The 23,511-nt window shown below is 61.1% G+C and carries 15 protein-coding genes and 1 pseudogene; 14 read left to right on the forward strand and 2 right to left on the reverse strand.

Features of this window, described 5'->3' with window-relative positions; genetic code table 11:
* Window positions 1-15: 15 nt before the first annotated feature.
* The 3 genes and pseudogenes from IPM54_35930 to IPM54_35940 all read left to right on the forward strand — a co-directional run bounded on the left by IPM54_35930 (window position 16) and on the right by IPM54_35940 (window position 5,595).
* Window positions 16-3,645 (forward strand): S8 family serine peptidase, encoded by a 3,630-nt coding sequence (locus tag IPM54_35930; GenBank protein MBK9265159.1) that lies wholly within the window; start codon window positions 16-18, stop codon window positions 3,643-3,645.
* Window positions 3,646-3,679: 34 nt separating this feature from the next.
* Window positions 3,680-4,807, forward strand: a pseudogene (locus tag IPM54_35935) (hypothetical protein).
* 65 nt (window positions 4,808-4,872) lie between these two features.
* Window positions 4,873-5,595, forward strand: a complete 723-nt coding sequence (locus IPM54_35940) for a uracil-DNA glycosylase (GenBank protein ID MBK9265160.1) — start codon at window positions 4,873-4,875, stop codon at window positions 5,593-5,595.
* 8 nt (window positions 5,596-5,603) lie between these two features.
* On the opposite strand, the gene grxD is transcribed toward IPM54_35940, so the two are convergent.
* Complete coding sequence (gene grxD, locus IPM54_35945; protein ID MBK9265161.1) at window positions 5,604-5,912, reverse strand: Grx4 family monothiol glutaredoxin; 309 nt, start codon at window positions 5,910-5,912, stop codon at window positions 5,604-5,606.
* A gap of 383 nt (window positions 5,913-6,295) precedes the next feature.
* On the opposite strand from grxD, the gene IPM54_35950 reads away from it, so the two are divergent.
* From IPM54_35950 to IPM54_36000, 11 genes are all read left to right on the forward strand, one after another.
* Window positions 6,296-7,348, forward strand: a complete 1,053-nt coding sequence (locus IPM54_35950; GenBank protein ID MBK9265162.1) for a hypothetical protein — start codon at window positions 6,296-6,298, stop codon at window positions 7,346-7,348.
* A 186-nt stretch (window positions 7,349-7,534) separates the two neighbouring features.
* Window positions 7,535-8,176 carry a hypothetical protein gene (locus IPM54_35955; GenBank protein MBK9265163.1) on the forward strand — a complete coding sequence of 214 codons (642 nt, stop codon included), beginning with the start codon at window positions 7,535-7,537 and terminating at the stop codon, window positions 8,174-8,176.
* A 231-nt stretch (window positions 8,177-8,407) separates the two neighbouring features.
* Window positions 8,408-10,660, forward strand: coding sequence for a cation-translocating P-type ATPase (locus IPM54_35960; GenBank protein MBK9265164.1), 2,253 nt, complete (start codon window positions 8,408-8,410; stop codon window positions 10,658-10,660).
* A 112-nt stretch (window positions 10,661-10,772) separates the two neighbouring features.
* Complete coding sequence (locus IPM54_35965) at window positions 10,773-12,365, forward strand: hypothetical protein (protein MBK9265165.1); 1,593 nt, start codon at window positions 10,773-10,775, stop codon at window positions 12,363-12,365.
* Between the two features lie 66 nt (window positions 12,366-12,431).
* Complete coding sequence (locus tag IPM54_35970; GenBank protein MBK9265166.1) at window positions 12,432-15,482, forward strand: hypothetical protein; 3,051 nt, start codon at window positions 12,432-12,434, stop codon at window positions 15,480-15,482.
* A gap of 9 nt (window positions 15,483-15,491) precedes the next feature.
* Entirely contained in the window at window positions 15,492-16,331 is an 840-nt protein-coding gene (gene tsaA, locus IPM54_35975) for a tRNA (N6-threonylcarbamoyladenosine(37)-N6)-methyltransferase TrmO (GenBank protein ID MBK9265167.1), read from the forward strand.
* A gap of 9 nt (window positions 16,332-16,340) precedes the next feature.
* Window positions 16,341-17,213, forward strand: a complete 873-nt coding sequence (locus tag IPM54_35980) for a class I SAM-dependent methyltransferase (protein MBK9265168.1) — start codon at window positions 16,341-16,343, stop codon at window positions 17,211-17,213.
* A gap of 163 nt (window positions 17,214-17,376) precedes the next feature.
* Window positions 17,377-19,617, forward strand: coding sequence for a type VI secretion system tip protein VgrG (gene tssI / locus IPM54_35985; GenBank protein ID MBK9265169.1), 2,241 nt, complete (start codon window positions 17,377-17,379; stop codon window positions 19,615-19,617).
* 58 nt (window positions 19,618-19,675) lie between these two features.
* Window positions 19,676-20,125, forward strand: a complete 450-nt coding sequence (locus IPM54_35990) for a hypothetical protein (GenBank protein MBK9265170.1) — start codon at window positions 19,676-19,678, stop codon at window positions 20,123-20,125.
* 5 nt (window positions 20,126-20,130) lie between these two features.
* Complete coding sequence (locus IPM54_35995; protein ID MBK9265171.1) at window positions 20,131-20,631, forward strand: hypothetical protein; 501 nt, start codon at window positions 20,131-20,133, stop codon at window positions 20,629-20,631.
* A gap of 67 nt (window positions 20,632-20,698) precedes the next feature.
* Entirely contained in the window at window positions 20,699-21,937 is a 1,239-nt protein-coding gene (locus IPM54_36000; protein ID MBK9265172.1) for a hypothetical protein, read from the forward strand.
* Between the two features lie 156 nt (window positions 21,938-22,093).
* Here the strand turns inward: IPM54_36000 and IPM54_36005 are convergent, their stop codons facing one another.
* Window positions 22,094-23,395, reverse strand: a complete 1,302-nt coding sequence (locus tag IPM54_36005) for a hypothetical protein (GenBank protein ID MBK9265173.1) — start codon at window positions 23,393-23,395, stop codon at window positions 22,094-22,096.
* Between the last annotated feature and the right edge of the window lie 116 nt (window positions 23,396-23,511).

Here is a 23,511-nt window from a genome sequence, read left to right on the forward strand (position 1 = left end):
AGTCGTGAGGAAACGATGCGAACGTACGGCACAAGGTCGCGCGGAAGCCTCTTTGCCGTCGTCGTTCTGGCAAACGCGCTCGCGGGTCATGAAGCTCGAGCGAGCTGGCCGCCTCCAGCCGAAGCGACCTCGAAGGATGTCGCCGATCCGAAGTACTGGCCGAACGACCCGGACTACGGCGCTTCCGCGGAAAGCGACGGTCAGTGGACGCACTACGGATTTCTGCCGAATGCGGCCGCGGGCATCGTTCGCCGCAAAGACGAAATCGCTGCCGGAATGAGCATCGATCTTGCGTGGCGCATCTCGATTGGCGATCCACGCGTCATCATCGCCGTCACCGACACCGGCGTTTTGTGGGACAAACCCGATCTCCTCGACAAGATCTTCATCAACCACCGCGAGCTCTCCACACACAAACCGCTCCATGCGGATCAATCCGCTTGCGGCGGTGTGGGCGAATTCGCTGGATTCGACTGCAACGGCGACGGCGCATTCACCATCTCCGACTACGCCGAGTCCCTGAGCGTGCCTGCGGATGATCGCAACGGCAACGGCGTGATCGATGCGGGCGATCTGCTGCTCGCCTTCTCCGACGGCATCGATGACGACGGCAATGGCTACGCCGACGACATTGCCGGTTGGGACTTCGCGAAGGATGACAACAATCCTTTCGACGACACACGCGCAGGGCATGGAACGGTCGATGCCGCCGTAGCGGCCGCATCGACGAACAACGGGATCGCGGGAGCTGGGGTTTGTCCGCGCTGCAGAGTTTTACCCTTGCGCGTGGCCGATGGCCTATCCGCCGATGCGCAGGACTTCGCGCAAGCCGTCACGTACGCGACCGACACTGGCGCGAAGGTCGTTCAGTCGGCCCTGCAATTGCCCAACATGACGCGCTTCGCGGAAGCGGCGCTCGCATACGCCCATGCGAAAAACGTTCTCGTCGTCACGGCCACGTCGCACGTTGGATCGCGCCAAAACGACATGCCTGCCACGAGCAACCACACGCTTGTGGTGCATGCTCTGGGTTACGATGGGACAAACGCCGCGTCGTCCCAGAGCTTCCTCGATGCGCGAGCGTGCGCGCACTACGGCGGCCAGGGTTTCTTGTCGGCATCGAGCCCGAGCTGCACGAGCGGCGTCGCCGGAGCGGTCGCGGGCATCGCTGGGCTCATGGCGTCCACGGCGCTCGAACACGGGCCCACGCCGGGTCTGACGGCGGGCGAGATGCAAGCGCTGCTTTTGAACACGGCTGACGACGTCGACGTGGCGGAATCGCGCGTTGCAGGATCGCCCTACCAGTATTCGCAATACGGGTTCGATGAACGTTTTGGGTACGGACGAATCAACGCGAGCCGCGTGCTCGAAGCCATCGTCGCGAAGAAAATCCCTGCGGAAGTGAACATTACGTCGCCACGTTGGTTCGAGGCGCTGTACGCGGACGCGGTGGGGAGCCCGATTGCGATCGACGGGTTGATCGCTGCGCCGCGGGCAAACGCCTATGACTACGTCGTCGAATGGGCGAGTGGTGTCGAGCCGAGCGAGAAAGACTTCGAGGGTCACATCATCGCCGCACAAGACAACATCGACCCCACGACGAAAGTCGGTGACGCGACGCCGCTCGCGCTGCTCGACGTGCGCCATGTAGCTGCGCTCATCGAGGGCAGCTCGGAAGCGCTGCATCCGCCGAGTGATCACGCCATCACGGTTCGCGTGCGAGCCACTGCGCATTACGGAGGCACGGTCGGAGACGTCGCCAGCGAGACGCGTCGCACCTACTTCGTGCACACCGATCCCGATCTTGCGCCAGGATTCCCGGTCGCACTTGGGGACAGCATCGAATCGAGCCCCAAGATGGCGGACATCGACGGCGATGGCGTGCGCGATCTCGTCGTGCTCACGAGTGGCGGCTTCGTCCATGCCTTTGCGCTCACGAAGGTTGGTCCTACCCCTCTGCCTGGTTTTCCTTTCCAAACCAACATCGTCGATGGCCTCGCTTCCTCGAGCCCTCCCGGCATTCCGAGCTATACGACAGCGCCGGGATATACATCGGGAGCGGTGAGCGTCGACGTCGCGCGTGAAGGGTTCATCAACGCCCCCGCCATTGCGGACCTCGATGGTGACGGCACCGTCGAGATCGTTGCGTCGTCGTTTGCCGGGACAATCTACGTCATCCAGAGCGACGGTTCGTCTCGGCCTGGTTTTCCCAAGGCGTTGCCGCGCGTTCCATCGTGTCCCGAGAGTCCTTCCATGGGTCCACCTCTGGCTCTTTGCATGGACGAGACAAACCGTATCGCTCGCGGCGCATTTGCGTCCCCTGTGCTCGTCGATCTCGATGGCGACGACAAACTCGACATCGTCCAAGCTGCTTTCGATGGGCACGTGTACGCCTTCGACGAAGCAGGCAATGACGTGCCTGGTTTTCCGGTGGCCGTGAACTTCGCAGGCGCCGGACAAAAGCCCGTGCACAGCCGCATCATGACGACACCGGCCGTGGCGGACATGAACGATGATGGAATCGTCGACATCGCCGTCGGCTCGAGCGAGCGCGTTGGGCAAGCGGGACACTTCGGGGCGCTCTACGTCATCGATGGTCGGGGCATGACCGCTCCATTCGGCCCCGTGCTCGCAGGCTGGCCCGTGACGGTGACGTCGTCGAACATCGCACCGCTGTTTGCCGAAGGCTTGACGAGCTCGCCCGTGATCGCCCGTTTCGGGGCAGCAGCGGCGGTGGTTGCTCATGGCAACGGCGGCATTCCTTTTGTTTTACCTTCCAAACCTGGCCCACAAGCCACGTTCGGAGCGCTTCCCGAGTTTGCCCTTCCGGAACATCCCGATCCGATGGATGGGGCCAAAACGATTCGCGGTTTCGATCCAGCCGACCGCTTTGGTCCGTTTTCGCGCGTACCGCAGCCGAACACGATGCTTGGACTGCTCTCGAGCCCTGCGGTTGGCGACATCGATCAAGATGGCGAGAACGACGTCGTCACGGCCGGTGGTTCGGCGTCGCTCGTCGATCGCTTGCGTGGCGACGAACCCGACGATCGAGGTGATCATCAGGTTGCAGCATGGAGCGGCGCAACCGGCGCCATGCTTCCAGGATCGCCCTTTTTGTCCGAAGGTTGGAGCTCTCTCCAAGATCACGCCATCGCGGACCTCGATGGCGACGACTACCCTGAAATCATCGGCGGCAGCAGCGGATATCTTTTGCATGCATACGATGGCTGCGGGCGCGAGCCTTCGGGTTTTCCCAAGTTCACGGGGCAGTGGATTGCCGGCACGCCTGCCGTTGGCGACCTCGACGACGATGGTTCGTTGGAGTTGGCCGTCGGTACGCGCAGCGGTTTCCTATACGTGTGGCGCACGCGCGGCCGCACCGACGGCGTGATTGCTTGGGAAAGCTTCCATCACGACAACCGCAACACGGGCAACCTCGCAACTCCGCTCGAGCAGGGCGTCCTGCGCAAAGCCGCCGCTCCGCTGTCGGAGGATGCTTGCCGGGAACCTCCACCTCCGCCTGCGTTTCGAGCTTTGGGTGGGTGTGCTTGTCGCACGGCAAGCAGTGACGAGCCTGTCCCGCCGCTCGCGCTGCTGCTCGGGGGCGCTTGCGTAGCCTTCGTACGACGTCGTGCACGGCGATGAGCATTTGAGCCAGCTCGATGTACAGTCGAAGCACATGGCGTCATCAGTGCACATCTACCTCTCGCCCGGCATGTTTGGCTTCGCGCGCCTCGCTTCGTTCGAGTACTTCGAGCACCTCGTCGTGGCGCTGGAAGAGCGCTTTCGCAGTCGTGGCAGGTCGGTGTCGGTTCACATTTGCGACGTGCATCCGACCGCGAGTGTTTGTCGGCGTGCAGCGAAACTCGCGCGGATGATTGCCACGACGGCCGGGAACGACGCATCGCCGATTCACATCGTTGGTCATTCGACAGGCGGGCTCGATGCACGTCTCGTTGCTTCGCCAACCGCACGGCTTCCCGGTGTCAGCGCGAGCGACCTATCGTGGCTCCCGCGCCTTGCGTCCGTCACGACGATGAACACGCCGCATTACGGCACTCCGCTCGCCGCGTTCTTCGCGACCGTCAGCGGACAACGCATGCTTTATGCGATTTCGGCGCTCACCGTCACCGCCCTGAAGCTCGGTGCACCGCCCTTGGCTGCAACGTCTGCGCTCGTTGCGGCGTTTGGGCGTTTGTCGATCGGGAACTTCGAGCTCGACCTCATCAATCGATCGGTCGATGCGGTTGCGAAGGTCCTCGACGAGGCATCGAGCCGCGAGCTGCGCATGTGGTTGGATCTCTTGCGCGAGGATCAGGGCGCGATCGTGCAGCTCATGCCCGAAGCGATGGACATGTTCCAAGCGGGTGTCGAGGATCGGCCTGGCGTTCGTTATCAATCGGTCGCGACGTACGCGCCGCAGAATGCCGTGAAGGATTGGCTGTCAGCGCTGCGTTCGCCGTGGGCCGCGATGAGCGCCGCCATCTTCACGGCACTTTACAACCTCACGGCGCGCATCGATCAGCGTTATCCCTGTGCGCCTGCCGATGGAGTTGCGCAGGCCAAACTCAAAGCGATGCTGGGCGAGGTGATCGAGCCGTGCGCGAACGACGGTGTCGTCCCGTTGAGCTCACAGATTTGGGGCGATCTCATCTGGGTCGGCAAAGCCGACCATCTCGACATCGTGGGTCACTTTCCAGGCCCTGGCGGTCACACGGACTGGCTTGCGAGCGGCGCTCGATTTCAGCGGGTTCGTTTCGATGTCGTCATGGACCGCATCGTCGCCGGCATGATGGTCGGCGAGCAATTGCGGGAAACGAAAGTCCCCGTGTCGGAACGTGCACCCGTGAGTTCGTCGTTGCAAACTAGCGCATGAGTGTCGAGCGCCCATCGCTTCAGGTTCTTCATGACGAGCTCGTCGAATGCCGACGGTGCGAGCGTCTGGTCGAGTGGCGCGAAAGCGTAGCGGCGACGAAACGTCGCGCGTACCGTGACGAAGTCTACTGGGGTCGTCCTGTCCCAGGGTTTGGCGATCCAAACGCGACGCTCGTCCTGGTGGGTCTTGCGCCGGGAGCTCACGGTGCCAATCGCACGGGACGCATGTTCACTGGAGATCGCTCGGGCGACTTTCTTTACGCCGCGTTGCACCGAGCGGGCGTGGCGTCGCAGGCTTCGAGTGTCGCGCGAGACGACGGACTCGAGCTCCGCGGCGTTTTCATTACGGCTCCCTGTCATTGCGCGCCGCCGGACAACAAGCCGACGCCGAGCGAGCTCCAGGCTTGTCGACACTGGTTGTTGGCCGAGCTTCGGCTGCTGGCACGAGCGCGAGTTTTCTTGGCTCTTGGAAAAATTGGCTACGATGCGATCGTCGGTTTGTCCAAGCAAGCAGCGCTGGATCGTGCGGCTGTGGTCGCCAAGGTTCCGCCGTTTGCCCATGGAGGGTCGGCGCAGATTCCGGATCCTCGCGGAACTGCTGCAAAGGCTTGGCTATTTGGCAGTTATCACGTCAGTCAGCAGAACACGCAGACGGGTCGGCTGACGGAGGCCATGTTCGATGCGGTCTTGACGAGAGCACTCGAGCAGGCGCGTCGCTGAATCGAGCGTCACTTGGTGAGCATTTTTTGGAGCTCGCCGGACTGGTGCATCTCCGCGAGAATGTCGCTGCCGCCGACGAATTTTCCGTCGATGTAGACTTGCGGAATCGTGGGCCAGTTGGAGAATTCCTTGATTCCTTGGCGGATGTCCGGGTCTTTGAGGACGTTGACGTCCTTGAAGTCGGCGCCGGCGGCTTGGAGAATTTTCACGGCGCGGTCGGAGAATCCGCACTGGGGGAACGTTTTGGTGCCCTTCATGAAGAGCACTACGCGGTTTTGATCGACGATTTCTTGGATTCTTCGATTGACGTCACTCATGTCGCACCTTCGGCGGTCCCTAACGTAGCGTAACTTCGCGACGATGCACGAAGGGATCGTCGAGCCGTGTGCGCTTGACCCGTGACCGTTCGTGCCAAACCATTTTTTGAGCTTTGGGCGAAGTCGTTATTGGGTGTGCGATTGCATTCACATATGGAAATTGCGGCCTTTGTCGTACGTCGTGGTCACTGCGACTGGTCAATCGATTGACCAGTCGTGCAGGACAGAAATCGTGAGCGACGAATGATCGGCGCATGAAAAAGGCATGAATGAAGCCCACCAATGGCTCGAATTGTGCGATTACATTTGTTCGACACGCCCTTCGAAGCTTATTGCAGGTTTGTCGCTGGCGCGTGGCCAACCTGATTCCAAGGAGACCTCTGATGCTGTCGTTCTCGAAAAGTGCTTTGTGCCTGCTCCTTGCAAGTCCCCTGATCGCGGCGGTGATTGCTGCGGGTTGCAGCGATACTGCCAACACGAGCGACACGTCGAGCAGCGGCACGACGCAATCGGGAAGCAGCAGTGGCGATGGCGGGGCCGGAGGTAGTGGCGGCGCAGGCGGTGCGGCCGGCGACGCGGGCACCGATGGAGCTGGAGCGTGGAGCGGTATGGATGGAGGGTTTGTCCAGTCCACATGCGTCAACCAGACGTACCAATGCGGTGACACGATCGACAATGACATGGACGGTCTTACGGATTGGCAGGATCCGGATTGCCTCGGCCCGTGCGACAACACCGAGAGCGGCTTGAACCTCGGCATCCCCGGCGGCGACGGTCCTGATTGCACGGTCGATTGTTACTGGGATTCGAACTCCGGCTCAGGCAACGACGGCTGCTACTGGAATCACCAATGTGATCCGCTATCTGTCCCTCCGAACTACTATCCGGAACCCTGGGCTGGCTCCAAGTGCGCATACAACGAGAATGCGAAGACGCCGGGGACAAACCTGACGTGCGACGAGCTGCTGAACAAGCAACCGGATACTTGCCTATCGATCTGTCCCAGCCTCACGCCAAACGGTTGCGACTGTTTCGGTTGCTGCCTCCTTTACAAGGACGGCAAGGAATACGGGCCGGTTTGGCTCGGTACCGAAGACGGCAACGGCAACTTTAGCTGCACCATCGACAAGCTCGGCACGGCCGATCAAGACAAAGCGTGCGCACCGTGTACGCCGGTCAAAAACGAGTGTTACAACGGGTGCGGCAAGTGCGAGCTTTGCATTGGCAAGGACGTGAGTGACCTGCCGCCCGAGTGTTTCCCGCCCCCGCCGCCCGATGGCGGAACCGACAGCGGCACGCCTGATAGCGGGACGGACGCGGGCATGCCACCTCCGCAATGCCCCGAGGGCGTGCAGCCCTGCGGTTTGCCCGGCCAGGACCTCTGTGAAATTGGCTGGTCCTGCATCACGGGCTGCTGCGTCCAAAACCCGAAATAATTCCACGTAACGCGCGACGGCGCTCAACAAACGACGAACTCCTTTCACCCCCAAGCACGAATTCGGTGTAAGTACATCGTCAACTCATACGTCTTCAGCGCGAGCGCCGGACACGCACGCGGCCGTGCGCTCGAACGATGTGCGGCCTTGTGCCGCGGACTTCGAATCTCGCAAGGAGCCCATAGAATGCGCCACTTCCTCATCGTCCCCGCAGCCACGCTCGCCCTTGTTTGTGGCTGCGGTGAATCCACGCCGGACCCGAACGACCCGTCCAGCCAAAACATGTACGGGCAGTACACGCCCCCCGCCAACACGGCAGCGCCGCCGCCAGGCGGGTACACGCAGCCCACGACGACGGCCACGACGACGGCCCCGACAAACCCGGGCATGCCCGGCACGACCGGAGCGGCAACTGGCAGCCCCGCAACGCCCATCGCCGTCCCTGCAGCCGCCGCGCTCCAGCCTCTCCTCACGCAGCTCGCAGCGGGCGAAGTCCAAGGCATGCAGCCCGATGGCGCCCCGTTCGCCGGCAATTTCCAAGAAGGTCAAGTGCTCGAGCAGCAATTCACCATTCAGGCAGGCAAGTGCTACTCCGTCGTCGGCGCAAGCATGGGCGTCCAGGAGCTCGACGTTCAGCTCGTCTTCCACCCGGCACCGCTTCCGCCTCAAGTTCTCGCCCAAGACAATACGCAGGGCGGCACGGCCGTGTTGGGCGGCAAGTCGAGCGGTTGCTTCAAGAACGCGCTCCCGGTCGGTGGCCCGGGCAAAATCATCATGAAGGCGACGCGCGGCGCCGGCCTGGCCATGGCGCAGATCTACATCAAGTAGTCTTCACGCTGCTCGATCCCCTCCCCCAGGCGTGCACGAAGTGCGCACGCCGCTCGGCCCGAACTTCGCAAGCGTTTTTCCGCAAACACCGTAGGCAAGCCGGGTGGGGCGCGGAAAATGCAATTTCACGGGTTTACCACGTCTACCCCCGGCCCGTCGCACCAGGGACGCAACGACGGCCCGTCCGCGCTCGATTGGAGACGCGATAGCACGTTTCGCATCGAAGGTTTGGTGTGTCGCCACTGCGCTCGGCGCGCCGTGGAAACGCTGCGAGGGTTGCCCGGTGTGCTCGCAGCAGCCGTGCGTTTGTCGCGCGAAACTGCAAGCGTGCGTTACGACGAGCGCGTCACGCACGAGCGCGAGATTGTCTTGGCCATGGCGCTGCGAGGTTATTGGCTCTCGCCGGCATCGGGCGCGCCGCCTGCCGAGCGCGCGTGGTTCGATGCTCCGCGGCTCGGCGTCGTCCTCGCACTGGTAGGAAATCTCGTTGCTCTTTCGTTGTGGAAGCCCGCTCGAGTCGCACCAAAGCTCGTGTGGATCGAGCTCGTATTTGCGCTCTTGCTCATTTTGGTCGCCGCGCCCCCGCTCATGACTAGAGCCGCTGCGTTTGCACGCAAGGGAATCGTCAGCAGCGAGCTCGTCGCACTCGGGGCAGCACTCGTCGCGCTCATGGTGGGTTTGTCCGGGTTCGTGCTCGGCAACGGAACCACTGTGATGACGCCGAATTTCCTCGCTCGTTTCGGCGATAGGCCCGATGCCACCATCCTGGTCGCCCTCGAAACCGCTGGTGCCATCGTCGGGTTTGCCTTTCTCGGTCATTACGTGCACCAAGCATTCGCTCGTCGCGCATTCGCCGACATCGATCGCGCGGTGCGCGGCCGATACGCACGCGTTCGCCGTGTCACGCCGCGTGAAGGTGACGTGGTCGTCCCCTGCGCGGTGCTTGCACCGGGTGATCGCATCAGGCTCGTTGCCGGAGAAGTTGCGCCTCTCGACATGCGCCTCGATGTCCCCGCGCGCGTTGCCGTGCCCGGAGGGACCATCGTCGATCGCGCTTCGGGCCAGATGCTCGCGCGCGGCGAGCGGCTCGCGTCACCATCCGTGACGGGTCGCATCGAGCACTTGGGGGGCATGGAGTCGTCGGCGGCCGTGGATGCGGTCGTTCAAAACACGGCGGCGCGGATCGAGCATGATGCGTTGCGCGGCGAAGGGGGACGATTCGAGAGCGTCGCGGCGCTCGCGCTCTTCGTTGCGGCAATCTGGTTCGCGCTTTTTTCGTGCATCGTGCACGCATTGCTTTTGCGAGGGCCGATTCAGCCTGGGGTTCTCCTTGCAGGCGTGGCGGTACTCGCAGGCGCATCGTCGGCTGGGTTCGTCGTTGGCCTTCCTCTCGCACGCATCATCGCCGTCATGCGAGCGCGCAGCGCAGGCGTCGTCATCAAGGATGCCGCTGCTTTGGAAACGCTCGCCGGGGTCGACTTCGCCTATTTCGACAAGACGGGCACGCTCACGGCCGGCGCGCCGTACGTCGTCCGTTTGTCCTGGTTACGTTCCGCTGAACCATCGATGCTGTCCGACGTGGCTGCGCTCGAAGCAGCGGCGACGCACCCCGTGGGACGGGCGATCGCGCGGCATCTCGCTGCCATCTGCGTCGAGCCCGCGGTGCTCGACGAACCGCCCGTCGTTCGCCCGAACGGCGTTTTCGGCATGGTGCGTGGCGTGCTCGTCGAAGTTTCCGCCGCAGAACCAGGCGAAAGCGTGCCACACGACATTCGAGCCGACACGAGCGTCGTGTGCTTCCGTCGCGAAGGACAAACCATGGGCATCTTCGAGCTTTCCGACCCAGTTCGTCTCGACGCACTCCAAGCACTTCGGGCCATGTGGCATCGTGGTATCGCTTGTCGCATCCTCAGCGGCGACAGCGCGGCGTCAACCATCGCGCTCGGACATCGCCTTGGTGTGCCCGCGGCGGGCAACATGGGCGTCGCGGACAAGGCTCGTGCGGTGCGGGCCCTACGAGAAGCGGGCGGACGTGTTCTTCACGTGAGTGATGGTCGCCCCGAGACTGCACGAGTCATTGCGGCCGATGTCATTGTCGCCGTGGCGCCCAACGCCCTGCCGGACAGCGTGGCGGCTCCCATCGTTTTGCGTGATCCGAGCTTGCACTCGCTCGTGTGGCTCGTCGATCTCGCGCGTGCGCTGCGTTCACGCACGCGCCTGCTTTTGACGTTCGCGCTGGCGTACAACGCCGTGATCGTTCCGCTCTGCGCGACGGGTTTCGTCTCGCCGATCGCAGCGGCTGCCCTTTCGTTCGGTGCGCTCTTGCTCATCTGCCTTCTGGCATCGCGGCTCATGACGAACCCCCGACGGTGGTACGTACACGACAAACTCGTACGACACCCCCCCGCGCCCTTTCCGACGAGCACACACGGTCATTCTTCCGCGGGCAAAAGGCAGGAATTCGCCAATTCGAGCCGGCAGTGAAGTGATTTGTCGCCATGACGACGGCATGTTCTCGACGAACGGCGGCGATGACGAACCCCAAAACGCGCGCAATGACTCGCCGCGACCCGAAATCAGCGTTAAGCTCGCAGCGATGCGCTTTGCTTCTTTGGTTTGTTCTTGTCTGCTCGTGATGGGAGTCTGCCCCATGTTGGGATGCAGCTCCGAGAGCAGCGAAGAGCCCGTGCGTTGGACGCCGCCGCCTCCATCGACGCCGGAAGTGTCCATCGCGTTCGATCAAATGCCCGAGCTGCTCGCGTTGGGCCTTCGCGAAGAACGCGCACTGCATGTCGTCGTGGATCCCCCGGGCTCCCACGAAGTGAACTTCGTGCTGCTCGGCGGTTCGCTCGATGCGAGGCTCGACCGCGCAACGGTCGAGACAAACGACGAAGGGCGCGCCAGCGTCCTGCTTCGCGCGCCGAACAAAGCCACCACGTTCCGCGTGCGCACATGGATCATGGGCGGCCCCGCGGCTGAAATCAACGTGTCGACCAGCGGCGATGGGTTTGCCCCCGTCGAGATCATTCCCATCTACAAAGGCAACCGTCCGATCACCGATTGGACTGCGAGCATCGTCGCTCGCGCCACGTGTGCGGACGTTGCACCGCTGCTACCTGCCGAAGTTGCCGGCGCACTTCCCGGTCACGCGCTCGTTGGCGAGCCCCTCGTCGTACAAGACGCACCCGTTGGTCCGAGCCTCGCGGTCACCGTGCGTGCTGGTGAGTTTGCTTGGGGCTGTTCGGATGCCAGCGGTCTCGTCGCGGGAGAAATGACGACCGTCAAGGTGAACGTCATCGACAAACCCATCGACCTCCGCGGGACAAACCTCGAAGTGACGCTCGTTCTGAAGCCCGATCCGACGGCGTACACATCCCTGTTGAAAGCCACGTCGACATTGGTCCTCGACAATCTCGTTCCCAAAGAGGGAACTCCGGCGACGGCGCTGCTCGATGCGATGGCTTCGCGCGTGCCCGAACCGATGGCCGCTGCATTCGACGACGCACGGACGCTTGGCGCATGGGATACGCTCGCCTCGGACCACCTCTCGCTTCAGCCGGCCTCGTTGAAGAGCGCGCTCGAAGCGTGGTTCTTGCTTGGCGTGGTGAACGAGCCGTCCGAGATCGTCGCAACATTGACGGCGCTGCCCAATGTTCCCGGCGCGGCAACGTTGTCTCCTTTGCGTTTTGGTTCGGTCGCAGCACAAGACGCAGGCATGCCCGGCACGCACCTCGCCAAACTCACCGTCGATGTGGGCGACGTGCTTCACCTCGGCGGAAGTTTGTATTGGCTCCCGTCGCGTTACTTTGGCGGAGTCATCGCGCGCGGCGCACTGCAAGATGCTCCCGAAGGCACGACGATGGCAGACATGCTCTCGTCGCTCGCAGCATGTGATGTTCTCGGACAAACCCTTGGCGGCTTCGACACGTGCGACGGTGCTTGCCTGGCTGGGCTCTGTCACGAAGCTCTCGTCAGCCTTTGGGAAAACGCGATCGATGCGTCGGCGCTCTCCGGAAACATCGGCCACATCAACATCGCCGCAGCCGTCACCGCGTCGGTCGACGACACCGCTGTTCCTGTTGCTTTCCAAGGTTCATGGCTCGGCAGCATCTCCGACGGAAACCTCGTGGCGAAGATCAGCAAGGCCGAGATCAGCGCCAAGCTCCCTGAAGTCCCACCCGTGCCGTAAAAACGTTCGAGCACCAGCCGATCCGCTCACGCCGAGCACGAGCGTCGTGCGATATCCTCGCGGTCCATGACGACAAGAGCTTCACGCCTTAGGCTTCGATCTGCCCGTTTTGCGTTCTTTCCGCTCCTTGGCATCACGCTTGCGGCGATTGCTCCAAGCTGCACCACGGACACGTCATCGTCGTCGACGACGGGCACGATCGGTCCGCAGCTCTTGCCTGGTGACGTGTGCTTCGCGCCTTCACCTGACGTCGTCAAACTGCGCGTCGACACGCCGCAAATGTTCCTCGCAAGGTGCACCGACACCGCCGAAATCTGCGCGAGTCGCAAGGTGCGTTTCGTTCTCGATCCAGACGTTTGCACCAGGACGCCGATCACGTTCACGAGCTCGAACGAAGCGATCGTTGCAGCTCCAACGACTGATGCATTCAACCTCTACGATGCTGCGGCGACGGTGGAAGTCGTCGCGGGCAAGACGGCAGGTTCGGCAACCATCGAAGCAGCCGTGCCTCGCGGTGACGGAACGAACGTCACGGTCACGGTGAACGTCGACGTACTCGATGTGGATCCCGCACAGGCCGACATTGCTTGTTCCGGTACCGCGGCGATGAACGACTTTGGCGGAGGCAAGACACTTGCGGGCGCGGATGGGCTCGTGGGAGCGAGCATTTCGCTACCCGAGGGTGCGAGCAAGCCGAATAGCGGGAGTTATTTGTGGAGCGTTGCTTCCTTCGATGCGGACATCAAGTGCGGCGACATGACGCCGCCAACCGATTATTTGCCGCTCGGTCCAGCCATTACGTTTGGTCCGACAAACAAGAAATTCCAGCGTGACGTGCCGCTCACGATTCCCATCAATCCAGCGCGTATGCCGGACGCGGCACGACTTCGGCATTTGTCGGTCGCTTATTCGGGCCCTGCATTCGTGACGCCACGAATCGTCCCCGTCGCGGATATGCGTATTGAAAAAATCGATGGCCATTGGGCCTTGTCATTCAAAGCTCCGCGCCTCGGGACCTACCAGGCGGTCGTTCCCAAGGATGCGGGCACCAAATCTTATCCTCGCCGTTTGAGCCATCGAGGCATTTTGGGCGTTTCGATGGGTGGTGGCGGAACGGCAGCGTTCGGCATGCGATATCATCACTTATTCGACGCGCTTGCGCCCATGGGAGGTCCGGTCGATCTGACGTGGATGCTCCAGCACATCGAATCGAACATCATGGGCGGCTTTCGGGCCATTCCCAAAGGCACGACGATCGACCAAATTCAGCAAACCGCGACGCCGTGCATGACCGGATCGGAATGCGCATTCGACGAGACGTGCGTGGGGGTTTTGCCTGGTGCGCCAGGGAAATGCGCTTGGATTCCGCAACCCAAGGATCCGTACGAGCACAATTCGGCGTTCAATCATTGGTGGTACGAATACCCCAACAAAGGCAGCGGTGGATCGTTCAATCGCAAAGCGTACATTCAGATCTTCCGCGATTTCGCCATCATGTTTGGCAATCCAAACGGAGAAAACCTCACGCCGGGCGCCGAAAATCTCCCCGCTGGCGTTCGTCCTGACGATCCGAGCGTCACGGGCGGGCGTCCGACGGACGAATGCCGCATTTGGGTGGATCCGCTCGATGGTCCTGACAAACAAAAGCAACAGGAGCTCGATAACAATTGTCCCATCGAGCGCTGCGCCAACACGCTGACACTCGACAATTACTTCGACGACGAATTCAACCCCGACGGCACGTTCCCGGTGATTACGTTCTGTGACGGTTCGCCGCAGCTCGAATCCCATTCGCCGTGGGCAAACACGTGGACGCCGCAAGGAAATAATTTTCCGATGGAATTGGCTCTTGCCGTCGATTACAATGGCAACGGTGTGCGCGACGAAATGGAGCCCATCATTCGTGCAGGCCGCGAACCTTGGTCGGACGTGGGAACGGACGGCGTTGCGAGTGTCAATGAACCTGGATATGCGCCGGGCGTGAACGAAGACCCTGCTGGTGACGATTACGATCCGCAATTCAATCCCACGGGCACCGAAGGCAATTATCGATACGAGCAGGGTGAGCCATTTCAGGACGTGGGTCTCGACGGCGTCGCAGGAACGAAGCAACAACCTCCTGGCGGGTGGGAAAAGCCGGGGGATGGATACGACGTTGGCGAGGGGGACGGCAAATTCACGGTTGCCCGAGGGCTTCAGCGTTTTTGGGATCGCGACGCGCATTCGATTGCGGCGCGCATGGCCAAGGACGTACCCGGCGGCGAATTGGACGATGCCGCCTTGCGACGAATCGATGTATTCACCGATGGCGGCACGCGCGACTTGTTCAATTTCGTCGTCGATGCGCAACACCTCGCCGGTGCTTTCGTCGGACGCAAGCGACACGTCACCTACTTCTCCGACTTCAATCAGCAACCGGGGCTCGATCCGACGAACTTTTCCGGATTCAATCCTGCCATCGTGCCCTTCGACGAAATGCCGGGAATCATTTTGCAGCGATATGGCAAGATCGATCCCACGCAAGCCGACATCGACAGCGGCAGCGGGCAACACGTCGGCACGGCGACCGAAGTCATCGATCGCATTCGCGCGGGGCTCAGCTTCATTCTATCGCGCTGGCGCGAGCCTGAATTGCGCACGCTGGTGCTCGAAAGTGCCGACGATCCCGTCGACGGGGCCTCACAATGCGAGATCCTCGGAACGTGCGAAGTCGAATTCACGACCAAAGCGGGACGAAAGGGTCCGGTCATCATTTCGTTGCCTCCCGGATACGCCCACAAAGCTCAGCAGGATAGGCGTTATCCCGTCGTGTATGCACTACATGGTTACGGCCAAGAGCCCGATGGTTTGTCCGCTGCCACCGGCATCATCCGCACGTTCATGAATCAATCGGCCGATAGCATGGAAACCCGCATGCCCAAGGCGATTCTCGTATTCGTCGATGGTCGCTGTCGCGTTGGCCCGAGCGGCAAGGCGGAATGTATTCGCGGCACGTTCTTCGGCCAGAGCCCAATGGAACAGGGCGCAAAGATGGAAGATTTCTGGCTCGAGCTGATGGAGTACATGGAAAAGAACTATCGCACGATGCCCGATAGCGAAGTTATCTGGACGGAGTAAGTTACGCGCTTGCACGACGACGAACCTCCGAATCTCACCCTGACGCCCATCGGAATTCTGCATACGCCATTTCCCGATCGCGTGAGCACGCCCAGGCAACCTCACGCGGCGGGCGGTGCGGAAGGTAGAATCGAATTGTTTCCAGGCCGAGGTCTGGAGCATGCGGTGATGGACCTGGAAGAATGGGAATACATCTGGGTCCTCTTCTGGTTTCACCTGAATTCGTCCTGGCGTCCCAAAGTCCTTCCGCCTCGAAGCTCGGGTAAACGGCGCGGCGTGTTCGGAACGCGTTCGCCGCATCGGCCAAACCCGATTGGTTTGTCCCTCGTGCGCCTCGTGTCCGTCGACGGGCTCGTTTTGCACGTGCGCGACGTGGACATGATCGACAAGTCGCCCGTTTTCGACATCAAACCGTATTTGCCTTATGCCGAGGCGCGGACTTCGGCGCGTACGGGTTGGATTGAAAATCTGGCCCCGACAAACGATGCTCCGCCCGCCGATCCCGAGCCGGGTTTTACCGTGTCATGGTCGGCCGAAGCAATGCAGCGCGCTGCGTTTTTACGGGACGAACTGCACATCGACATCACTTCGCCCATCGAGCGAACGTTGCAGCTCGGACCGCAGCCGCATCCGTATCGGCGCATTCGTATCGAACCTGATGGAACGCGGCGACTTGCGCACAAGGATTGGCGCGCGTGGTTTTCCGTAGATGGACGACACGTGACAATTATTACAATCGACACAGGGTATCGCGAGAAGGATTTGGCTACGTCATGTGATGTAGCAATCGAGCCTCATCGCGTGTTCGTCGAAAAATTTGGTCGCGCCAAACAGCCAGGCGGGTGCTAAAGCAGCTTCATGAAACAAGCAATATTGGTGGGTGCGCTCGCAGCGGTCTTGGGTTGCGGAGGCGCTGCTGGTCAAGATGCGGCTGGGAAAACGGCGCATTCGGCGCATGGAAAGCAAGGTTGCGCTTGCCCGCACTGCAAGGGTTGTGAACACTGCAAGCAACCTGGCATGGCACATCAAGACGGAATGGCTTGTCCGCACTGCGCGCAGGGCGGAATGCATCACGGCGGTGGACAACACGGAATGCATCACGGCGGCGAGCACGGGATGCATCACGGAGGGCATGGCGGTCACGGCGGGCCGCTCGTGCACCGATTCGAGAAGGCCGAGGAGTGGGCGAAGCAGTTCGACGATCCGGCGCGGGATGCTTGGCAAAAGCCGACGGAGGTCGTTGCGGCAATGACCATTTCCCCCGGAATGACGGTGGCTGACATTGGGGCGGGTACGGGATATTTCGAGCCGCATTTGTCGCGGGCCGTGGGGCCGACGGGCAAAGTGTTGGCGGTCGACATCGAGCCGGACATGGTGCGGTATTTGCGCGAGCGTGCGGCAAAAGAAAAACTCGTCAATGTCACGGCGGTGCAAGCGACGCCGGGTGAAACGGGTCTTGCACCGGAATCCGTGGACCGCATTCTCGTCGTGGACACGTGGCATCACATTCCGGATCGAGCTGCGTATGCGCAGAAGCTGCGTGCGGCACTACGTCCGGGAGGGCTCGTGATCATCGTGGATTTCACGCTCGAAGCGACGAAAGGCCCGCCGAAAGAGCACCGTCTCGCGCCGGAAAAAGTGATTGCCGAGCTCGATGCGGGCGGTTTGTCCGGGAAAGCCATCGACGAGAGTTTGCCCGAGCAATACATTGTCGTAGCAAAAGCTCGGTAAATCGACGCGACGCGTCACATTTTCCCTGCTACCTGTTCGGCATACGTTCGGTAACCCAAACCTCGACGGCGCCGTGCTGCTTCTCCGCGGGCGGTTTGCCTCGGTGGCGTGGTAAAACTCACAAAAACCGGTTTGTCACAAAAGCATTGCGCTTGCGTTTTGCATGGGTTTACCCTTCAAAACCGTGCCGTTCACGCAGACGGGCGTGACGAATACGAGAGGGGGCGCCATGCTGGTTGCCGATCTAGCATTCCAATCGGGGGAGCAATCGCTGACGGTTCGCGAGTTCGTCGTACGCGATGCGATCTCGACTCTGTTCGACATCTCGGTACACGCGTGCTCGCCGAATGAGGACCTCGACCTGGAAGCCATCGTCGGAAGGCCGGTGGCCTTCAGGATTGGCGGGACAAGCGAGAATGCGCGCAGGTGGACCGGCATCGTTCTCCGCATGAAACAGATCGGCGCGGAGGAGAAAGGTTTGTCCACGTATCATCTCTCGATCGTGCCAAACCTCTGGCTGCTCTCCCAACGTCGCAACCACCGGATTTTCCAGCATCAAAGCGTCGTTGAAATTGTCGGGACAATCCTTTCCGAGTGGGGACTGGAACCTGTTTGGCGGGTGGATCGGGAGCGCTTGGCGAAGCTCGAAATACGCGTGCAGTACGGTGAGAGTGATCTTGCGTTCGTATGTCGGCTGCTCGAGGAAGCCGGGATCTCGTTTGTCATGGCGGATGGTGGTGAAAAAGGAAGCGTGCCGATGTTCGTCGATGCGCCCGGAAGCGCGGAGCCGCGACGCGCGTATCCGATCGTTTATTTGCCGGCGGCTCCGGCATCGTTCGACCGAGCGTACGTGACGAACGTGGAGATCTCGCGTGAGGTTCGTCCGGGCAAGATCATGCTCGGTGATACGGACTTTCGGCGCAAGTCGGATGTACGGCTGTTTGGCGAGGCGTCCTCGGCCGGTTTGGAGGGGCGTTACGAGCAGTTTCACTACGAGCCTGGAGGGTTTGTCGTGGCTGATGGGCGTCTGTCCGATACGCCGATCGCGGACCAGCGGGGTGTGGTGCGTACGGATGAGAAAGTGGGCAAGCTGCGGGCCGAGCAGCGTTTGGCGAGCGCGCGTGCAGGACGCGTAGCGATGAATTTTCACACGAACGTGGCCGATCTATCGCCGGGGACGGTGTTTTCGATCGATCGGCATCCGCGCAGCGATCTTGCGAAGACGCGTCGGCTGCTCGTGATCGAGATGTCGATCACGGGGACGCAGGATCGAAGTTTTTCCGCTATGGGTGTGGCGCTGTTCGCGGACGAACCTTTTGCACCCCAACGAAAAACGCCGAAGCCGCGCATCGAAGGTGTGCAGAGTGCGATCGTGGTGGGACCTCGTGCGGGTGCGACTGCCGACGAGATACACACGGACGAGTTTGGCCGGGTGCGGGTGCAATTTCCGTGGGATCGTGAAGGCACATTCGATGAACGCAGTTCGTGCTGGATGCGTGTGAGCCAAGGATGGGCCGGTGGTGGGTTTGGCATAATGGCGCTGCCGCGTGTCGGGCAGGAAGTATTGGTGGGGTTTTTCGAGGGCGACCCGGACCAACCCATCGTCGTGGGACGCGTGTACAACAACACGACGCGCGTTCCGTACAAATTGCCGGAGCACAAGACGAAGAGCACGTGGAAGAGCGATTCGACGCCTGGATCCGGTGGGTTCAACGAGATCATGTTCGACGATGCGAGAGGCGCGGAGCTCGTGTACGTGCAAGCCGAGCGTAACCTGGACAAACTCGTGAAGGTCGACGAGTCGGTGACGATTGGGCGCATGCGAAGCAAGCGTGTGGGTGCGAGTGAAACGATTGCGATCGGGGCAAACCGGACGACGACGATCGGGGCGGTGGATGCGACGTGGGTAGGCGATCGGCATGCGGTTACGATGCGACAAACGCGCGGGGGGGCGACGTTGCCGACGGGCACGGAGATGGTGGATGGGCGGATATCGGTGACGACGGGAGAAGCGACGATCACGCTGGAGGGGCCGAACATCACGTTCGACGCGGCGGCGCGGATATTGATGAAGGCGGGAGCGGACATTGCGCTTGCGGCGGGGTCGCACGTGACGGTGGACGCGACGGTGAACATGACGCTGAAGAGCGGCGCGAAGCTGGTGGTGCAGGCGGACGACGGGGATGTGGTGATCCAGGGTGGGCCGAACGTGCAGATCAATCCGGAGGACCTCAGGTGGAGGCGGGCGGGCAAAAAGCGGGCGGGGGCCGCTCGGCCAGCGCGGGGATGCGCGAAAAAGGGGGCTTGGACCGGAGGGGGGGGGGGGCATGGCGGGGGGGGGGGATCCTGGCAATGGGCTATGGGGCGGCAAAGCCCCATTCGGAATCGAGCCGCACGAGTATGAAACGATGAAGAAGGGCTTCGAGTTTTTCGATAAGACTCGCGGGTAGCCGGAGGAGCGTATGAAACAGACGAACATGGTCGTCGTGGAGCGAATGACGAACCTCGGGGCATGGGAGCTCTACCGATTTGCCGACGAAGGAACGGACGAGGTCATTTGTAAAATGGCACTGCGCCATGACGACCAGACGGACGCCGTCGAATACGGCGTGTGGCGGAGAGACGACACAGAGCCCAGCGCGACAGGAAGGCTCGATCTGGAGGTGGAGGATGGGTGGAGCGACGAAGCGCGTGAGCTGGCTCTTGGGGAAATCGCCAGGATTTATTCGCAGGGGTTACCGGAAACTGCAAATGGATTGCTCTACAAGATTGGCGAGGAGGAGGACGAGGAGGACGATGATGCAGAGGATGACGACAGCGACGTGGAGGATGACGGGGACGACGAAGAGGATGACGCGTACGAGGATGGGGACGACGAATACGAGGATGGGGACGACGAAGAGGAGACATGAACGAAATGGATGCGCTCATGGCAGCTCCGGACAATTCTTCCGAAAAGATCGCTCGTCCTATCAGGCGCCGTCGGCCGCGAGCCGCCCGGAGCGCTGGGGCGGCCAATGTCACGATAGGTGGCTTGCCTGTCGCATTCGACGACGTACCGGGGGATGATTTTGGCACCGGCGCGTCCGACGTGTTCGTCGGCACCACCAAACGGCATATTGCGCGGCGGGGTGTTCAGATGCTGGTCACGGCGAGCGGCAATGCGAACAAGCCTGCGCGAACCGCCACGGCAAGAGGCGCAAGCTCGCGGCCGAAGGTAACCTTGACGCTGCGCGTGAAGAAGGCCGGATCTTGGCCCGTGACACGATGCGGTGCGGGATTTCTGCATGGCTTTGTGAAGAAGCCCAAGCATATCAGAGCACAAGTAAATAAACTCAAGGAGCAGTCGAAGAATAAGAAAATCCAAAAAGGAACTGAGGGCCCTCGTATTAGACGAGGAAATGCGGGACTTCAATAGACGACTGAAAACAAAAATCAAAACGCTGAAGCCAATTTTGTTCCGGGTGAGCCCTTATGATGCCGGAGTGTTCCCTGCGTCGTCGAAAGTCGGAGACAATCGGCTCGCGTATTACAAGGATCAGGTTTTCAAAGCATTTTATGTGGGGATAGCGAAGAAAGTCCTGTCCCTGCCTGTGAAGCCCAAGTTTCAGATAATCGTGTCGAACGCGTGGGGGCCACCCAAGGAGGGCGCGGTGTCACCCACGGGGACGGGCAGAAAGCTTTGGCGGGAAACGGTAACGGCGGTCGTCGAAGCAACGAAGAAGTTCGCCGATGACATAGGCGTCGATATCAGCCAATTCGAATTCGACATCTGGAACGAACCCAATCATCACAAATTCGGCTTCTTCTCCAAGAGAGTCGACCGCTTCTTCCCTATCTGGCGCGACGCGTTCCGCCGGATTCGCAGGACGCTGCCGAAAGCGATGATCGTGGGCCCGAGCCTTGCAGGAGGGTGGGGCAAAAAAGAAGGGGGAAAATCGTGGCTCGCGCGGTTCCTTTTGCGCTGCATCAAAGAGCAAAAGAAAAGCAACAAGCGTGTTTTTCCCGACATTATTTCATGGCACAATCTTGGCACCAAACCGAAGATCAAGCAGTTAGTCCGAGAGACGATTCGATTTTCGAGACGACGAGGACCCATTCCGCGTATCGACATCAACGAGACCGTGGGTTGGCGGTCGTGGAGGTCCCCGGGAACCGCAGTCCATTTCCTCGCAGCCGTGGAGCGCGCCAATTATACGATTAAAAAGGCACGCAAACGTAAGACAAAGCTGCCATGGGTACGCATGTGTCGGTCGCGTTTCGGGCCCAAGCCAACGCAGAAACCAGGCCACCCAAAGCCCGAGCGCAAGTATGACTTGGACACGGTCGATGATTTGAAAGCGGCATGGCATGTCTTCAAGTTTTACGCATCAATGACGGGCAGGATGCGACGCACCGCGCCTCGACACGGAGTTGACTGGCTCGTCAGCGAAAACAAGAAAGGGAAGCATATCCAAGTTCTTCTCGCCCCCAATGGCAGTGGGAAGAGGGCGACACTGCATTTGACGGACCTGCCTGGTTACCTCCGAAAACCGAAGGTCAAGGTGACCATCGTGCATATTGATAAAAGGCGGAACAAGACGACGACGGTGACGAAGACGAAACGCGTTCGCCGAGCATCCTTGATCATCCGCTTGCGCGGAATGGGAGGGCAGGACGCCTATTTCGTGACAATCAATCGCGGGGGCGAGAGGAAACCGAAAAAGAATACGGCCCGTGCCTAATTTTGCTCCAATCGCCCCACGCCTTTCGGGTCATGCAAGGCGCGGCATCATGAGGGCGAAACTCGTACGTATTGGAAATTCGCGCGGCGTACGTCTCCCGTGCTGCTCGATACCGCAACGACCACTCGGTTCGACGAGCATGAATGGCGCTGGTAATCACCTCCCCACCCTTCTCCCCATCGCCACCACCTTCAGCGCCACATCATTCGCCTCCGATTGCTCCACGCGCGCGCGCACTTCCGCTATGAGACGCGCCGGAAACCGCCGAATCATCGGCAGCTCGCTCGATAAGTCCGTCGCAATGTACACCGGAATCGCGGCCTTCTTGTCGTCGCCCAATACCAGCAGCGACGCTCGAATCCATTCCTTGCCAAATGCCACACGCTTCTGATACGCTCGCGCCTCGAGCAACATCGGCTCCGTCTGCGATTCAATGTACGTCGCAGGAACTCCCCGGTTCTTCTCGCCAAACGCATCGCGCACGCGCCCACAAAGTTTGTCCACAACCGTTCGCGCTCGGTCAATCCCCGGCGTCGCCATCACGTCGCGTACCGCATCGAGGGCTTCCTTCAGTTTCTTGTCCGCACCGACAAACGGCGAAATGACCGCGAGCGCCGCCTTCAATGTCTCCATTTCATCGAAGCAAAGCTCGATTTCCCCAGATACCAGCACGAGCGGCGGCGGCAAAAGGTTTTCCATCGCCTCCCACACCACCGCTCGAAGGTCGTCGAGCGCCGTCGATTCCCCTCGCATTAAAATAGCCAAAACATCACGACGATCCCTTGTCTCCTTCTGTTTGTCTCGGCCATCGTCATCCGCATCGTCATCCCTCCCCTTCGCCTTCGGGTTGAGCTCCGAAAGAAGCTTTTTCCACGGAGCATGCTTGCGCATGCGCGGGAGCATTGCCGCATCGAACCCAATGATTTCAACCCCCTCGCCTCGATGTGCACGAGCCGCATCTTCACGCGGAAACGTCGTTGGGTTTTCCTCGATGCGCGGCGCTGCTCCGGCCGCAGCATTCGAAAACGCAAGCGCCGTGCCTTGCGTCGCACTCGAAGCTGCTACTTTGACATCATCCCCCGACGAGCTCCCTGGCGCTCGCCATGCACCGATGGCATTCCCTCGTTTGTCTGGAACGACCATCGGCGGCGCGCTCGAATGCGCGGGCTTGCGCATTGGCGGCGCTGGCTGCGGAGGTGGCGGAGGCGTAGGACGCGAGGGTGGCGGCGGGAGCGGCGGAATCGTCATGCGCGAGACATCAGGCGACGCTGGCGTCTGTGCAGGTTGCGGGGCCGGCGTTGCCTGAGGAGCCGCTGACGCATTGAATGGCATCACGGGCCGATTCTTTATGCCGAGATCGACATTCAGCGTCGACGGCTTCAACAAGGTCCGCACGTTCGGAAGCTTTTGGGTCGCTGCGTCGAGCCGTGGCGGCTTGGGCTTGTCGTCGCTACTCATTCCCACCGTCCTCGATCGCAGCGTAAACGAACCCGTCCCAGAAAGAAAAACCTTTTTTGTCATAGGACAACATTTCGTTTGTCCCGCTCGTCACGTACGGCGGTTTGTCAAATGTG

It is taken from the genome of Polyangiaceae bacterium, from assembly GCA_016715885.1.
In the GTDB taxonomy this organism is placed as follows: domain Bacteria; phylum Myxococcota_A; class Polyangia; order Polyangiales; family Polyangiaceae; genus Polyangium.

Excerpts from the sequence above, each read along its gene's own strand:
- IPM54_35930 (MBK9265159.1), top strand. The coding sequence starts at position 16 with ATGCGAACGTACGGCACAAGGTCGCGCGGAAGCCTCTTTGCCGTCGTC.
- tssI (MBK9265169.1), top strand. The coding sequence starts at position 17,377 with ATGGGTTTACCCTTCAAAACCGTGCCGTTCACGCAGACGGGCGTGACG.
- IPM54_35965 (MBK9265165.1), top strand. The coding sequence starts at position 10,773 with ATGCGCTTTGCTTCTTTGGTTTGTTCTTGTCTGCTCGTGATGGGAGTC.
- IPM54_35980 (MBK9265168.1), top strand. The coding sequence starts at position 16,341 with ATGAAACAAGCAATATTGGTGGGTGCGCTCGCAGCGGTCTTGGGTTGC.
- IPM54_35995 (MBK9265171.1), top strand. The coding sequence starts at position 20,131 with ATGGATGCGCTCATGGCAGCTCCGGACAATTCTTCCGAAAAGATCGCT.
- IPM54_36005 (MBK9265173.1), bottom strand. The coding sequence starts at position 23,395 with ATGAGTAGCGACGACAAGCCCAAGCCGCCACGGCTCGACGCAGCGACC.
- IPM54_35955 (MBK9265163.1), top strand. The coding sequence starts at position 7,535 with ATGCGCCACTTCCTCATCGTCCCCGCAGCCACGCTCGCCCTTGTTTGT.
- IPM54_35990 (MBK9265170.1), top strand. The coding sequence starts at position 19,676 with ATGAAACAGACGAACATGGTCGTCGTGGAGCGAATGACGAACCTCGGG.
- IPM54_35950 (MBK9265162.1), top strand. The coding sequence starts at position 6,296 with ATGCTGTCGTTCTCGAAAAGTGCTTTGTGCCTGCTCCTTGCAAGTCCC.
- IPM54_35940 (MBK9265160.1), top strand. The coding sequence starts at position 4,873 with ATGAGTGTCGAGCGCCCATCGCTTCAGGTTCTTCATGACGAGCTCGTC.
- grxD (MBK9265161.1), bottom strand. The coding sequence starts at position 5,912 with ATGAGTGACGTCAATCGAAGAATCCAAGAAATCGTCGATCAAAACCGC.
- IPM54_35970 (MBK9265166.1), top strand. The coding sequence starts at position 12,432 with ATGACGACAAGAGCTTCACGCCTTAGGCTTCGATCTGCCCGTTTTGCG.